Origin of the sequence: Thermobifida halotolerans, assembly GCF_003574835.2 — a bacterium.
In the GTDB taxonomy this organism is placed as follows: domain Bacteria; phylum Actinomycetota; class Actinomycetes; order Streptosporangiales; family Streptosporangiaceae; genus Thermobifida; species Thermobifida halotolerans.
Map to the genome: position 1 here is coordinate 2,118,796 of NZ_CP063196.1, position 14,099 is coordinate 2,132,894.

Here is a 14,099-nt window from a genome sequence, read left to right on the forward strand (position 1 = left end):
TTCCATCGGAAGCATGTCAGCCTCCCGCGGACCAGGGGTGGTATCCGACGGTGTCCGCCAGTTGGGCCACGGGGATGACGGGCTGGCCGTCCGGGCGCAGTTCGACCTTCCAGTCGCCCTCTTCCCATTTCAGGTCGGTCGTCACGGAGGCGATCGAGCCGTTGCTGCCTTCCACGGCCAAGTCGATGCGGGCGTGGTTGGGCCCGTATCCCAGGAGGCGGTATCCGGCGATGGACAAGCGGATCCCGGTGTCGCTGGTGGGTGGGTTGGCTTCCATGTCGGCCAGTACGGCGTCGCGGCCCGGCCCCTCGGCGACGAGTTCTTCGTTGAGTTCCCGGACGAGGTTAGGGTCGGTGCCCATCGCCAGCACGTTGGCCGCGGCCACCAGTGCGCCTTCGGGGGAGTGGGCGTAGCACTGGCGGAAGCCGTTGTCGGCGACCATGCCCGGACCGGCGTCGGGTACCGAGGGTGCCTGCATAGTGCCGACGAACTCCCACTCGGTGTCGGCGGGAGGTTCGTCGATCTGGGTCTGATCGCTTGCGGGGAGGCCGCAGACACTCTCTCCTTCAGCCGGTGCAGTCGTGCTCTCGGGGGAGGGGTCGGCGGTGGGGGAGGCCGCCACCGGCGGCGCGGTTTCGTCGCCGTCCGGCCACAGGGTGGTGCCCACTACGGCGATCCCCAAGATGGCGATCAAACCCACGATCCCGGCCGAGGCGAGATAGGTCTTCGACACAAAGGGCTGGTTGCGTTTGCGCTCGTCATGAGCCATGATCTTGCCTTTCTCGGCTTAATTCGCGGGGAGAGGGCCAGTGGCCCTCTCCAATTGAGCAAGTGTAATTGACCCCCGGCGTGGCCTTTCCCGCCGGATTCGGCACCACCGCAACGATTCCTCCGCCTTCGTGATCCCTGAACCCCCTGGTCGGACTCAACGCCCGTTTCCAAGGCCGCTCAGGTAGCGTCAGGCCGCCTGTTGTTTGGCGCGGTGGGTGGTGTGTCCCGCGTTCTTCGGAGTCGGATTTCTGGATCCTGGGACCACGTGACCCTTGAAGGAGGACATCGTGGGACGTCGTGGATACCCGGTACTCCAGTTGGACTTCCGGTTTGTCATGATTCCTGGACCGTCTGTCTCCGGTAGTGGCAGCGCCGAGCGTGTGCTTGATGGACGCGTCTGAACACCGACCAGGCCAGCACGTGCTCCAGATCGGACTCGGGCGGGAACAGGGCCTCCAGCAGACGGGCGATCTCGTTGCAGGCCAGCTCTACCACCCCGATCGGCACCGGATGGTGGCGCAGTTCCCGGGCCCGGCACAGGGCGAGAAAGGCGTAGGCGGTCATGGCCAGCAAGCTCCACCGATGCCACGACGTCCACGTCCGCACCTGGTGTTCGTCCAGTCCGGCCAGGCCCTTTCCCTGCTGGAAGGACTCCTCCACCCGCCACCGGCGTCCGGCCACCGCCACCAACCTCGCCAACGGCACTGCCTCGGGTGCATAGCAGTGGAAGAACGCCAGATCACCACTGGTGCGGCTACGCCGGATCAGCACCCACCGCACCCCGCGGGTGTCGGCGTGGTCGTCGATGAGCGCCCAGTCGTAGAACCGCTCACCCTTGGCACCGGCCCCAGCCGAGCGCTTCCGCCAGGCCTGCCCGGGAACCAGGACGGCCAGCTCCTTGACCGCCAAAGGCCCGCGCGGGGTCGTGACCGTGTCGGTGGCGGCCATCTCCATCACATACCCCACCCCTCGTTTCTCCAGGTAGGCGCGCAGACCGGGGTTACGGCCGTACACCTCGTCGCCGGCCACCCACGCGTGGGGTGTGTGCTCCAAGGCGGTGGCGATCATCCGGCGGGCCGGCTCCGGCTTGGTGGCGAACTCCACTTGCTCGGGCACCCCCGCCGTGCGGAGTCGGTCGGGATCCTCACACCAGGAAGAGGGGAGGTAGAGGCGGTGGTCGATCAACGCGTGAGCGTCGCCTGTGGTGTAGGCGAGGTAGACCGCGACCTGGCAGTTCTCGATCTGGCCGGTGGTGCCCGTATATTGGCGGGCCACCCCGGCGGTGTGGGTGCCCTTCTTCAGATCGCCGGTCTCGTCCACGACCAGGACCACGTCCTCGGTGCCCAGGTGGCTGATGACGTAGCCGCGCAGGCAGGCGGCCAGGGCCGCTTCGTCCAGTACAGCCCGGTTGAGCAGGTGCTGGATCCGGTAAGGGGCGGGATGTCCGGCGTGCTCGGCCAGGGTCCAGCAGTTCTTGCGGGCCAGCGGAGCGAGCAGGGCTCGGATCACCTCGCGGGCACTGGTGCGGGTCTCGGGCCGGGCCAGGTGGGGGTCGATGATCGTGTTGGTGGTCTCGTTCAGCAGGTGGGGCCAGCGGTTGGCCGCTAGGGTGGTGGCTGCGGCCACCGCCTCGGGATTTGTTGTCTTCACAACCATCGATGATCGGGCGGTGGCCATTGCTGTGTCCGGGAAACGACCAGATCAGCGCGGTTGAACACCACTAGATCCCTACGAACACGATCATTGTGTTTCAAACCGGAAGTCCAACTGGAGTACCGGGCAGCCTCGTACCTGGCCTTGTTCTTCGAGTTTTTCAGGGCGTTAGCCGCTGCATCCCGTCGCCGCTTGTACTGGCGCCTGTAGTCGGCCGCGTAGTCGTAGTACAGTCCGTCGGGATCAGAGAAGGTGACCGGGCTGTTGTTGGCGTAGGCGTAGCCGTGCATCTGCTGGGAGTCGGTGAAGTCGATGACCGGGTCCACGGAAACGAATCGACCGATCGACGCGTCATAGGCGCGTGCTCCCAAGTGGATCAGACCAGTGGAGACATCAATGGTGCCGCCCACGAACCCCTTGTCGGAGGGCCAGTCCCCGGTGCTCCCCCGGTCCGCGCCAAACACGTTCAGGCGGCGACGGGTCGTCTGCCCGGTCGCTGATTCGACCGTGAGTTCACCTGTGCCCTGATGGTCGGAGAAGATCCAGTGAACAGCGTTGCCGCTCGTGCGTACCGCCACGGTCTCGCCCACGTGCTCGTAGAAGCGGGTGGCTCCCACCGAGGGCACGGTCTTGTCCAACCGGACCTCCATGCCCGCCAGGTACAGCACCGCCTCGGTGGGGGTCTCGCGGATCAGTTGCTATCCGTCGGCATCGTAACGGTAGGACGTGGTGGAGCCGTCCTCCTCGGTGACCTCGACCAGTCTGCCCTCGGCGTCCCACTCCAGGTCCTGCTCGCGGGAGGCCGCAGTACGGCCGGCCATGTTGCCGGAGGCGTCGTAGTCGTACTGCTCCAACCGGGTGCCGTCCGGTCCGGTCTGCTCGACCTAGGTGAGGGTGCGCGACTGCGCCTGACCAGAGACGGGAGTGGTGTAGGTGCGGACCGTGTCGCCGCTCGCGGAGTGTTTGGTCTCACTCAGGCGGTTACCCAGCACGTCGTAAGTGTAGGAATGCCAGTAGGGTGCCGCGCCACCGAGGCTGTCGACGTCGGGTGCGGTCCCGCACGCGGTCACATCGTGGATGCCGGGGGTCCAGGCTTCGGTGAGGCGGCGCAGGTGGTCGTAGGTGAAGCACTGGGTGTCGCTGGGCAGTCCGGTGCCGGTGGGGCTGATCGCGCTCATCGCGTTGACACCGAACCGGTTGCCGGCCCTGGCCGTGGTCGGTGTGTGCCCTCGCAGACCCCAGGTGCGACCCCAGGTGGTCTGAGCGCGCCCCGACCCGGTCGGCGAACATCACCCGCTCCCCGCGGGCGCGGGCCCGCTCACGTAGAGCGGGCCAGGTGTGCCCGGTCCATTCCCGCTGGACCCCGGGGTCGGCTTCGAACGCGCGCCGGTCCGGGCGTTGGAAGGTGAGGTGCCCCGAGCTGCGCCGCATCGTCCAAGCCACCCTGGCCCTCCACCGCTACGAACACTCAATTCATTGAGAAAATCTCAATAAGCACCATCAGACTTTCTACGGAACGGCAGACGAATTGGAAAAAGGATAACAAAAAGAGACAACAGGAAACCCAGAGGAGTCAGACCTTCAAATGAAGTCACTACTATGACGACCCCAAAAATCCCTACCCCCACCCTGAAACCGGAAAATTTGTCAAGGGCGCGGCCAACCAACCCCCGTACGCCTGCGCTATCCGAAACAGAAGGCGGGACAATATTTCTAAAGAGCTCTGTTTGTTCGTCCAGAACTACAAGCAACAGAATTCCCAGAAGGGACCAAACGCAAAACCAGAGAAAAGAGATACTTAGAAAGAAAACCGCAAGGAAGGCAATCACCAGAACAATTGGAATCACCACAAGAAGACTTGGAACTTTCCCGTAAAAGGTATTAGGCCTCCCAGGGAAGCCCGAAGCTTCCATTTCACCTTTTTTCACATTTACCTCACGTAAATATCAAAAATATTTAGCTCATTTTTTCTTACCTTGCACCAGCAAGGGATCTGACAGCCCCAGATTCCGCTGACCACACCGGGAGGCGCCCCGACCCCAGAGAAAACCTCTATCCGTTCAACCAGTCCACGACATCCAATATGTCACCAGGCCTCCTCCCTCGACCCAAATTAGGGCCATTCCCACTAAGATGAAAAGAGACGGCTATGGCAGCGGGTCGGCCACCGCCGAAGACCGAGGAAGTCGGCCCTCTCTCAACGGGCCGCGAGGTGAGCGGCGGCCGCTTCAGAGCCCGGGCCCTGCGTGCGAGGTGGACCATCATCTGCTCGGTCCGCTCCTGGAGGGCGGCGGCGAGGTCAGCGTGAACACTTCGCAGCGCGCTACCTGGGACGCGGGGCGGGCAGGTGGCCGCGACGAACGCAGGAGACAACCTGGGGTAACGGCTTGGAGACGATCCGGAGCGGGAAGAGACTCGGATCGAGGGCGAACCCGTCCCCCGTCATACGGATGCCCTTCTGGAAGAGGTCGCGGAAACGGGCGGGATTGCCCAACTCGGCCAGGGCCGCGGGCGGTCCATCCCCACGTGCGTGGGGCTCACCGGGCCGTGGACGAAGCCGCGCGGAAGGCGGGCGGTCCATCCCCACGTGCGTGGGGCTCACGAGCGGTTCAACGCGGATCCGGATTCGGTCCTCGGTCCATCCCCACGTGCGTGGGGCTCACGAGCGGTTCAACGCGGATCCGGATTCGGTCCTCGGTCCATCCCCACGTGCGTGGGGCTCACCCGGCGGGCTTGCCGTGGTAGGGCTTGCGGTACGGTCCATCCCCACGTGCGTGGGGCTCACTTCGGCGGCGACGAGTTCGGCGCGGCGCGGGTAGGTCCATCCCCACGTGCGTGGGGCTCACCCTCCCCTAGCAGAGGAGATTCCAATGTATGGCGGTCCATCCCCACGTGCGTGGGGCTCACGGTTCCTACACGGGGATGGCGGGGTTGCAGATCGGTCCATCCCCACGTGCGTGGGGCTCACGTAGCCGGTGTCGTTGTTGGTGCTACGGATCGCGGTCCATCCCCACGTGCGTGGGGCTCACAGCCCCGACATGACGCTGACGAGCTGGTTGGACGGTCCATCCCCACGTGCGTGGGGCTCACGGTGTTGCGGGGTCGGGTGAGGGTGACACCCCCGGTCCATCCCCACGTGCGTGGGGCTCACAGCGAGTACACCTCGGCGAGCAGCGCCTGCGCCGGTCCATCCCCACGTGCGTGGGGCTCACCACGGCCTGAGTACCCCACCACGCCGCCTGATCGGTCCATCCCCACGTGCGTGGGGCTCACACCCGCGGCGGCAACGCTGAGGCGAAGCGACGCGGTCCATCCCCACGTGCGTGGGGCTCACGGAGGAGCGGCTGCTCCTCCTCGCCATCGCCGAGGTCCATCCCCACGTGCGTGGGGCTCACTCGGCCGAGTCCAGGACCCCACGGCCACAGAACGGTCCATCCCCACGTGCGTGGGGCTCACCTGCAACCCCGGATCTCGGGTGGAGTGAATCTCGGTCCATCCCCACGTGCGTGGGGCTCACGCGCCGGTCGGTAACCCAGCACGCGGCCACCCCGGTCCATCCCCACGTGCGTGGGGCTCACCGCCGACGGCGCGGTGACCGGCATGTCGTTCCGCGGTCCATCCCCACGTGCGTGGGGCTCACAGAAGCTGACCTGCGGTTTTGCGGGGCGTTATCTCCGCGTTACCTGTCCCGCGAGCAAACTCCAACCGCAGGAGCATTCTAGACCAGTTCCACGCAAGCACCCCGTCCACAGCAGTCCTCCACAGCACCCCGTGCGTACCGGAGCGACGGCCGTGACCGATCGAGGAAGCGGACGCGAACCCCTGACCACTCCCCACCTCACAGCACAGCCCCACCCCGGAGCATGCACCGAAAGCGGTCAGGCCCACACCGGTCACACGGCCGGGACAACCACAGCCCAGCAGACCCCCGGGACCCGCCACAGCGACCACGATCACCCCGACCGCCACACCGACACGGATCCGACCACTTCGACACCAACCCCTAAGTGACTGTTGGGTATGCGGGTGGCTACACGGCTTGGTCGGCAGGGCGGTTGCTCCAACGCGCGCTCTCGTCGGCCAGCCGCGTGGCCATCAACCGGATCACCGCGATCTTGACCATGGCCTCGGAGTTGGTGGTCAGGCGCTCATAGTCACGGGCCAGGCGATGGTTGCGCACCAGCCATCCGAAGGTGCGCTCGATGACCCACCTGCGCGGCAGTACCTGGAAGCCTTTGACGTCGTCGCTGTGCCTGATGACCACCAGCCGCAGCTTCTCCCGGGCCCAGGTGAGCAGGCTGTTGTCGACCTTGTCGGCGTAGCCGGCGTCGACCCGGACCAGACCCACAGAAGGGAAGCGGGCGGCCAGTGTCTGAAGGACCCGGCGCCCGCCAGGCCGGCCCTGGACCGAGGCGGAGGTGACCGCGGCCACCAGCACCAGGCCCAAGGCGTCGGTGACCAGGTGCCGTTTGCGTCCGGTGGTGCGCTTGCCCGCGTCCTACCCACGGTCCTGGCCGCCCTCGCTGGACTTGGTCGACTGGGCGTCCAGCACCGCCGCCGACGGGCTTGGAGCGCGGCCTGCGGCGGTGCGGACCTTCTCGCGCAGGGTGTCGTGGATGCGGTCGATGGTGTCGTCGGCGGTCCAGATGCGGTACCAGCGGTAGGCGGCGTCCCAGGGCAGCAGGTCGGCCGGGATCATCCGCCGCTGGCAGCCCGAGCGCAGCACGAAGAAGATCGCGTCCGGGACCAGCCGGTCGTCGTATTTGCGGGGTGCTCCGCCCTTGCGCTGGTTGCGGGTGGGCATGAGCGGTTCGGTCACCGCCCGGACCGGGTCGGAGAGGCTGGAGGGATAGCCTGGGCGGGCATCCCCGCCGGATTTGCATCTGCACACACAGCGCGATTCTGGCGGGGATGTTCTGCTCTCTCAGCGGCGGGCCCGGCCATCACCTTGCGCAGCTGAACGCATACCCAACAGTCGCTGAGGGGCGTTGGCTGAGTGTTATCGGCGGTCAGAACCGGTCGAAACGGGAATGAACCACGTGGCGCGATCAGACCACCCGGAACGGCCGGATTGGTCTACCTTCTGACCTGCGCCAACGTCATCACGGATGTGCATGGGGCTCTAGAGCGGCCCTGGGATGACCGACCAGGTGTTCGGTCATGGTGCGTGCCTGCTGGCCGGATGTGGCTACCCCCGCCCGTACCGACGGCGGGCGGTCTACCGTGGCGGCTATGCGCTCACCCGCCCCCGTCAGTGGACCGCGGTCGCTCTCGTCGCCGTGGCGCTGCCCGCGCTCATGATCGTCGCCTGGCCGCTGCTTCCCTTACTGGCCGGGCTGCCGTCCGGGGCCTTGCCGTTGGGGCGCGTTCTGTGGGCGCTGTCCAAGTCAGCGGGCCAGGCGCGCCGGGCGGTTCGGTTGGCGATGTGTCGGCTTCCGGGCGATCCGTGGGGGCGGCACTGACGTCTTCGCTGCGTTGACCTCTGTCATGTTCACTGCGCTCAACAAGAACACAACCACTCTGGAGGTTCCGATGAGCACCGACGACATCACCGCTCTGTACGGCGCGCTCTCCGACACCGCGACCGCGCTCACCGGCCGCTACATCGAGTTGGGCGAAGCCGCCAGGACTCCCGAAGAGGAGGAGTTCTGGGACACCGAGGTCATGGGCCTGCGCGAGGAACGCCGCCGAATCGATTCCACCGACCGTGAGGCTGTCCTCGAACACACTCGCCGCTGGGCCCGCGAACTCGCCGAGTTAGAGCGTTGATGGTGTTCGAAGAGTACGTCCTCGGTCAGGGGCAACTCGATCGCGTTTTCGAACGGCCCGGACGCGGCGTCCGCACATTCGTGTTCGGAAGGCTCCCCCTTCACCCCTGAGGGTCCGGTGCTGGTGCTCGTCGGGGGCAGGCCGGTGCGGGCAAGAGCCGCGCCGTTGAGGGAATCACGAAGCGTTGCCCCAATCGTCTCTCGTCCTGGTCATCGGCGGCGACCTGAGGGCGTTTCACCCCGCTGTCGCGAGGTCGTGCGCGCTGACGTCCAGCCGTGCCCGACGCTACCGCCCAAGCCTTCGGGGAGTGGGTGAAACGGTCCACCGGTGTCGTGGCCGGGAACGTTCGCCTGGGTGCTCTCATGCCGCGATGGGAGCGGTCGGCTCCCAACGAACACCTTTCTCGCTGCGTACCCGGGCGCGTTCGCGGCACTGGTCGACGGCACGCCCGGGTCGCGGGTGTTGGTGTTGCGCCGCTCCACCAGCGCCCCGGCGGACGTTGGCGTCCAGCACGATGTCGCAGTAGCCGTCGAATACGTCAGGCTCGGCCCCGCCCGTGCGGCGGGGCCGGTAGTCGTTGCGCATCCCCCTGGCCGGATCGTCCACGGCCAGCGTCAGCGGCTGCTCGCTCGAATGGGTGAGGAGCGCGTCGTCGCCGGGAGGGTGGCCGGCGGCGTGGGCCAAGCGGCGGCAGGACATGCTGAGGGTGGTGGCGTCGGTGCGGCGGTCCGCCAGCACCAGCAGGTTCTCCACGGCGTCGCGCGCATTGGTGCAGCCGAGGCGGTCAGGCGTCGGCGATCTCCTGCTGAGTGGCGGTGGTGGTGTGGGCGCGGCCCGGTTCGGCCCAGGTCGCCAGCGGGGTGCGCCGCGCCCCGTCGCGTCACTGCGCGAGCGTGATCTGGTCGACCACGTCGCGTTGACGGCGCGCCTCACTGGGAACGGGCCCGCCCACGGCTTTGTGCACGGCGGCGAAACCGTCACCCACGCCGGTGGCGTACCACTGGTGGGGATCGCCGATCACCACCAGTTTGATGCCCGAGATCTGGGTGACCTCCGCCAGGCGGGCCAGCGCCCGGTCATCGAGCATGGCGGCCTCGTCGATGACGAGCACGTCGATTCCGGACAGGATCTGGCTGGAGTCGATGCGGGTCAGCCAGGCGGCGACCGTGCTGTGGGATGCCTGCTTCGGTGGTGAGGTTGGCCCCAGCCACCCGCTGTCAGCCCGCCTGCCAGGCGGCCGGGCCGCACTCATGATGGTGGTCTTGCCCGCTCCGGCCACGCCGATCACCGCATCCAGAGCATGCCCGCCGGTGGTTAGGCGCTCGGTGACGGCGTGTTGCTCAGCCGAGAGCGTGAGCCTGCTCCTGGACAAACTCGCCACCGACGACGGCCGTCCCGCGCTGTCGGCGCACGTCCTGCGCCGCACCTTCGGCACCAGCCTCGCCCGCAGCAGGGTGGGTGGGGTGACCGTGGCCCAACTCATGGAACACGAGAGGTCGGAGACCATCCGCTGTTCCCCCTGTCCACCCGGGTTGGCTTGGAGGCTGCGGTCTTCCGTCTTCCCACCGGCACGTGACGACGTGGCCCCCGGTCTGTGACCGGCAACGGAGAGGCCGACGTTCAGCGTTACCCCACGCGAGAACAACACCCCGTCAAGGTCGCCTTGACACTACAAACGTGGAACACCCCTCCCCTGGCCGGGGATCGGCGTCGATCAATCCGGTGCACCGGAGTCCGGGCCTTTGCGGACGCGAGCAATCAGTTCCCGTACGATCGCTGCACGATGGGCATCGCCGGTGGCTTCGAACAGGGCCACGGCTTGGGCGAGCGCCTTCACCGCCTTTCCTGCCTCACCACTGGCAGCAAGGACCAGGCCGATCCCGGTCCACGCCTGCGCCTCGCCGTGGGCATCCCCCACCCGCTGGAAGACCTGGCGGGCGCGGGTGTGAGCCTCAACCGACATCCGCGTCGTCCCGTTCGCGGTCGGCGCTCACGCCAACCCCGACGGCGGATTCCTGCTCATCAAACTACCCGACCCGTTCACCGAGACCGCCTACGCCGACAGACCCGCTGGCGCCCTCTACCTGGAGACCACCGACGCCGAAAGACTCATTGAGGTTTTCTCAACGAATATGGGCTGGGCGGTGGGGCGAGGGCGGGACGGTGAGAGGGGGCCCTGGCTCCTGACAGGCGTGAAGCCTCTGGTAGGACGGTTCTCACCACAGGACCGCGTCCACTGGACCAGAGGCTTCGCGGTGGTTCCCTGTTCTGCCGTGTTTGATGTTCCCCGTCCCGTGGTCACCTACTTGGCTCGCCTGCTGGCCGCTCATCGCCGCGCTCTTGGCACGCCCCGCCGGTCCCGGGCACTGACTCCGGTTCGTCAGGCACTGCTGGTGCTGTGCTGGTTCCGTGGCGGCAGCCGCGTCACCGCCCCGGCCCGTGATCACGCCGTCAGCCGGGTCACCGCCTACCGGTAGGCGCACGAAGGCATCCACGTGCTGGCCGCCCAAGCTCCCCAGTTGCGCCAGGTCCTGGACGAGCTCCGCGACCAGGGCAGGTCCCCGGTCATCCTGGATGGCAAGGTCTTCGCCACCACCGGCTGCGCGGAACCCAACGACCGCGGCACAGACGTGTGGTATTCGGCGCACAAGCACCACCATGGTGCGGGCGTGCGGTTCCTCGCCGATGCCGCCGGCCATCCGCTGTGGGCCTTTGAGGCCGTGCCGGGGTCCACGGTTCGGCCTCACCGCCGCGCGCATCCACGCCCTGCCCTGCCGCGGTATGCGGCCGCCCACGAAGGCCTGGTCGTGTTGACCGACGGCGGCCACGACGAAGCCGGAGTAGGCATCCACATCCCCGATCCGGGCTTCCCGGGAGGTGTCGTAGGCGCGCATGCACGCCGACAACCGGGCCGACAACCGGCTGCTGCGGGCCGTGCGCGCGGTGGGCGAACGCGCCATGGCCGTACTGGTCGGCCGCCACACCGCGCTGCGCCGCATCAGCCTCAGCCCCTCCGCGGTCGGCCGCATCGTCCAGGCCACCCTGGCCCTACACCGCTACGAACACCCAATTCGTTGAGAAAACCTCACTGCACCGTGTTCTGCTCTGTGGACGAGGTCCTCCTTCTCCACCACCGGCAACGGACTTATTTAAGATCGGCGACACAAAGAACCTCGACGGCCCCGTCCTCACCGTCACCGGCACCGACTGGAACACTTTCCTTGACCAGGTCGTCGCAGTAGCCACCGATCACTCCGGCCGCCTCACCGCCTTCCAACCGGACGACAGCTTCATCCTGTCACCGAACCACCGGACCTTCTTGGACTCCGTCGCGATGTCGAAGCCGTGATGGACGCATACCAGCACTCCCGGTACGAAAGAGTGCTCAGGTCTCTGCCCGACCTCCTCCTACGCGCACACACCACAGTCCGCGCGCTCGGAGGGGAGGAGTTGCTCACAGCGGAACGACTGTTGGCTCTGAGCGCACAAGCGGCAGCGATGATCCTGACAAAACTTGGAGAAACCGACCTGGCTTGGATCGCGGCAGAGCGTGGACTCCAGGCAGCGCAACGGTCCGGGGATACTGCCGTCATAGGTTCATTGCTCAGATCAGGCGTACATTCGCTCCACTCTTATGGGCAGGGAGCAACCTCCGTGGAGATGGCCGAGCAGGCCGCTAGTTACCTTCGGAGGGAAATGGACTGGTCATTCCCTCAAGAGCTCTCCGTGTACGGAACTCTCCTGCTGCCCGGATCCGTTGCCGCCGCGCGTGAAGGAGACCGAAGCGCGGCCCGTGGCTACCTGGAAGAGTCCGAGAAGGTGGCTCTGAGGCTGGGCACGGAGCGCAACGACCTGTGGACGTCTTTCGGGACGACAAACGTCGCTGTTCACCGTGTGGTGGTGGCCAACTCTCTCGGTGACGTGGACGCCGCTATCCAACTCGGCCGAAGAATCGACACTTCAGGGCTCTCCATTGAACGGCGGGTGCGGCACGCGCTGGAGTTGGCCTCGGCCTACGTTAAGCGCAACCAGATCGATGCGGCGATAGGCCGGGTGCTCGAAGCAGAGAGGCTGTCCCCCGAACAGATCCGGTGGCACGTGATGAGCCGTCAGATCGTCACAGGGATGCTACGGACCAGGTCCGGAAAACGAAACCGCGACCTGGTGGCGCTGGCCTTGCGGATGGGAGTTTTCTGACCGTGCCGTTAGGGTCTTCCGTATGAGCGTTGATCCCGCCGAGTCCTTTGCTCGGCCCCGGGTGGCCGCCGGGGTGTTGTTCTTCGACGATCACGACCGCGTGCTGTTGGTGGTGCCCTCCTACAAGAACTACCGCGATATCCCGGCGGCTACGTCGAACACGGCGAGACTCCCCGTCAGGCGGCACAGCGCGAGGTCCGCGAGGAACTGGGCATCGACCCGCCCCTGGGCAGACTGCTCGTCGTCGACTGGGCGCCCACCCCCGTCGAAGGCGACAAGCAGCTCTTCGTCTTCGACGGCGGCCTACTGGAGCAGAAGGACCGGGACGCGATCGTCCTCGACCCGGCCGAGCTGACCGGCTACGAGTTCTGCGACGCCCCCCGGATCCACGAGCACACGATCCCCCGCCTGGCCCGCAGAATCACCCAAGCTGTCCAAGCCCGAGCAGAGGGCGCCACCCGCTACCTGGAGAACGGCGCACCGGCCGGATAAGCCATCGGCGGAAGTACCACGACCGCCTCGGACAACCCCGGGCACCGGTCCGTCCCCGCTGCGCGGGCCACACCGCGGGTTGCTCGGGACGCTGTCGAGCGGGGATACACCGAAGACCGTTCCGCGTTCCTGCCCCGACCGGCCGCTGTCGGTGACGCCCCTGCCTCACCGTCCGGGTGCTGCCGCTTAACGCCCCTCCGGTGCGATTCTTCTCCCCCGGCCTTCTGGTGATCGGCGGCGGGCGCTGAACCACAGCGTTTTCCCTTCTGGACACAGGCGCGTCTCCCTGGTCTGCTTTCAGTCCGGTTTACTGTCCGTGACAGCACGAGTGAGCGGGGAACGTGGTTGGGTACCTGGGAGTGGGTCAAGGCCCGGACCGTGGCGGAGGGGGCGGTGTGGCGTTCCGGGGACGCAACCCTGTTCAGACGGACCGGCGGGCGCTGAGGTGTGCGCCGAAGCAGACTTCCAGGGCATGCTGGCGGACCGGGGATTCCCGGTGTCCCGAATCGTGGGGACGGGCCGGGAGCGGGAAGGGTTCTTCTTCGTCGAGCAGAGCGTGGGAACGGAATCGCTGCACGAGGTGGCGGTACGCGACACCGAGGGGACCGGGACCGTGCGCCAGACTGCCGTGGACACGGCCGCGGAGGTCTCCGTCCGACTGCTGACCGCCCAGATCCGCGCCGTCGAGCAACACCCCGGGCAGGCGGCGGACTGGGTGGGGTGAGCCGGCTTCGTCGACACCGTGCTCGCCGAGAACCCCGACCTCGACACCCACCGGGTACGCACGGCCCTGGACACGGTCCTCGCGCGACTGGGCGGGATTCCGGTGTCGTTCGGACACCTCGACTACGGCCTGCCCAACGTCTTTGCCAACGGGGTGATCGACTGGCAGCACCACGCCCTGATCCCCGTGGGGTTCGACGTGTGTCCGATGCTCGACATCGCAGCGTTCAAGGGCGGCGGGGGCTACGTCTTCACCCGCCAGCAGCGCCGGTCCTACCTCGCACTTCTCGACGAGGCCGGCGAGAACCTGACAGGTCTTCGCCTGAGCCGCTTCCTCGGCGACTTCCTGTTGGTGAAGTGCTTCTTCTTCCTCGCCCTGATGCGCCCGGAGGACCCGAGCGACCAGCGCAGACAAGCGAAGTGGGCCTACCGCAGAAAACTGCTCTCCCCGGGGTTCGACTCCTATGAGCGCGGCCACCGGATCGACACCGCAT

Annotated in this window: 16 protein-coding genes, 2 pseudogenes and 1 CRISPR repeat array; of the genes and pseudogenes, 6 read left to right on the top strand and 12 right to left on the bottom strand. The window is 66.9% G+C overall.

Annotation, left to right across the window (positions count from 1 at the left end):
* Window positions 1-16 precede the first annotated feature (16 nt).
* From NI17_RS09460 to NI17_RS09495, 8 genes and pseudogenes are all read right to left on the bottom strand, one after another.
* Complete coding sequence (locus NI17_RS09460; protein WP_068694194.1) at window positions 17-769, bottom strand: DUF8175 domain-containg protein; 753 nt, start codon at window positions 767-769, stop codon at window positions 17-19.
* A 335-nt stretch (window positions 770-1,104) separates the two neighbouring features.
* Entirely contained in the window at window positions 1,105-2,352 is a 1,248-nt protein-coding gene (locus tag NI17_RS09465) for an IS701 family transposase (RefSeq protein ID WP_424565562.1), read from the bottom strand.
* A 65-nt stretch (window positions 2,353-2,417) separates the two neighbouring features.
* Window positions 2,418-3,062 (bottom strand): RHS repeat-associated core domain-containing protein, encoded by a 645-nt coding sequence (locus NI17_RS09470; RefSeq protein WP_170163086.1) that lies wholly within the window; start codon window positions 3,060-3,062, stop codon window positions 2,418-2,420.
* Window positions 3,063-3,122: 60 nt separating this feature from the next.
* On the bottom strand, window positions 3,123-3,278 hold the full coding sequence (locus NI17_RS09475) for an RHS repeat domain-containing protein (RefSeq protein WP_084012879.1): 156 nt from the start codon (window positions 3,276-3,278) through the stop codon (window positions 3,123-3,125).
* 30 nt (window positions 3,279-3,308) lie between these two features.
* Window positions 3,309-3,602, bottom strand: a complete 294-nt coding sequence (locus NI17_RS09480; protein WP_068694010.1) for a hypothetical protein — start codon at window positions 3,600-3,602, stop codon at window positions 3,309-3,311.
* A gap of 309 nt (window positions 3,603-3,911) precedes the next feature.
* A complete protein-coding gene (locus NI17_RS09485; RefSeq protein ID WP_147416985.1) occupies window positions 3,912-4,352 on the bottom strand; it encodes a hypothetical protein in 441 nt (146 codons plus the stop codon).
* Window positions 4,353-4,936: 584 nt separating this feature from the next.
* Window positions 4,937-6,064: a CRISPR direct-repeat array (repeat unit 29 nt; unit sequence CGGTCCATCCCCACGTGCGTGGGGCTCAC).
* A 390-nt stretch (window positions 6,065-6,454) separates the two neighbouring features.
* Window positions 6,455-6,910: pseudogene (locus NI17_RS09490) on the bottom strand (transposase); the annotation flags it as partial.
* Window positions 6,911-6,922: 12 nt separating this feature from the next.
* The gene (locus tag NI17_RS09495; protein WP_267887223.1) at window positions 6,923-7,315 is read right to left on the bottom strand and encodes a transposase; all 393 of its coding nucleotides are present in this window, start codon (window positions 7,313-7,315) and stop codon (window positions 6,923-6,925) included.
* A gap of 247 nt (window positions 7,316-7,562) precedes the next feature.
* On the opposite strand from NI17_RS09495, the gene NI17_RS09500 reads away from it, so the two are divergent.
* On the top strand, window positions 7,563-7,886 hold the full coding sequence (locus NI17_RS09500) for a hypothetical protein (protein WP_068694012.1): 324 nt from the start codon (window positions 7,563-7,565) through the stop codon (window positions 7,884-7,886).
* A gap of 70 nt (window positions 7,887-7,956) precedes the next feature.
* Window positions 7,957-8,193 (top strand): hypothetical protein, encoded by a 237-nt coding sequence (locus tag NI17_RS09505; RefSeq protein ID WP_068694014.1) that lies wholly within the window; start codon window positions 7,957-7,959, stop codon window positions 8,191-8,193.
* A gap of 360 nt (window positions 8,194-8,553) precedes the next feature.
* Here NI17_RS09505 and NI17_RS09510 read toward each other — a convergent pair whose 3' ends face one another.
* The 4 genes from NI17_RS09510 to NI17_RS09525 all read right to left on the bottom strand — a co-directional run bounded on the left by NI17_RS09510 (window position 8,554) and on the right by NI17_RS09525 (window position 11,087).
* Window positions 8,554-8,946, bottom strand: a complete 393-nt coding sequence (locus NI17_RS09510; protein WP_068694016.1) for a hypothetical protein — start codon at window positions 8,944-8,946, stop codon at window positions 8,554-8,556.
* A gap of 127 nt (window positions 8,947-9,073) precedes the next feature.
* Window positions 9,074-9,700, bottom strand: coding sequence for an AAA family ATPase (locus NI17_RS09515; RefSeq protein ID WP_084012880.1), 627 nt, complete (start codon window positions 9,698-9,700; stop codon window positions 9,074-9,076).
* Between the two features lie 207 nt (window positions 9,701-9,907).
* Window positions 9,908-10,156, bottom strand: a complete 249-nt coding sequence (locus NI17_RS09520; RefSeq protein ID WP_068694022.1) for a hypothetical protein — start codon at window positions 10,154-10,156, stop codon at window positions 9,908-9,910.
* Window positions 10,157-10,409: 253 nt separating this feature from the next.
* On the bottom strand, window positions 10,410-11,087 hold the full coding sequence (locus NI17_RS09525) for a hypothetical protein (RefSeq protein ID WP_119268100.1): 678 nt from the start codon (window positions 11,085-11,087) through the stop codon (window positions 10,410-10,412).
* Here NI17_RS09525 and NI17_RS09530 point away from each other — a divergent pair.
* From NI17_RS09530 to NI17_RS09550, 4 genes and pseudogenes are all read left to right on the top strand, one after another.
* Window positions 11,086-11,271, top strand: coding sequence for a hypothetical protein (locus NI17_RS09530; RefSeq protein WP_084012882.1), 186 nt, complete (start codon window positions 11,086-11,088; stop codon window positions 11,269-11,271). The genes NI17_RS09525 and NI17_RS09530 overlap by 2 nt on opposite strands.
* A gap of 576 nt (window positions 11,272-11,847) precedes the next feature.
* Entirely contained in the window at window positions 11,848-12,390 is a 543-nt protein-coding gene (locus NI17_RS09540; RefSeq protein ID WP_068694024.1) for a hypothetical protein, read from the top strand.
* 135 nt (window positions 12,391-12,525) lie between these two features.
* A pseudogene (locus tag NI17_RS09545) lies at window positions 12,526-12,882 on the top strand (NUDIX domain-containing protein); the annotation flags it as partial.
* Window positions 12,883-13,378: 496 nt separating this feature from the next.
* Window positions 13,379-13,606, top strand: a complete 228-nt coding sequence (locus NI17_RS09550; RefSeq protein WP_199860204.1) for a hypothetical protein — start codon at window positions 13,379-13,381, stop codon at window positions 13,604-13,606.
* Window positions 13,607-14,099 lie beyond the last annotated feature (493 nt).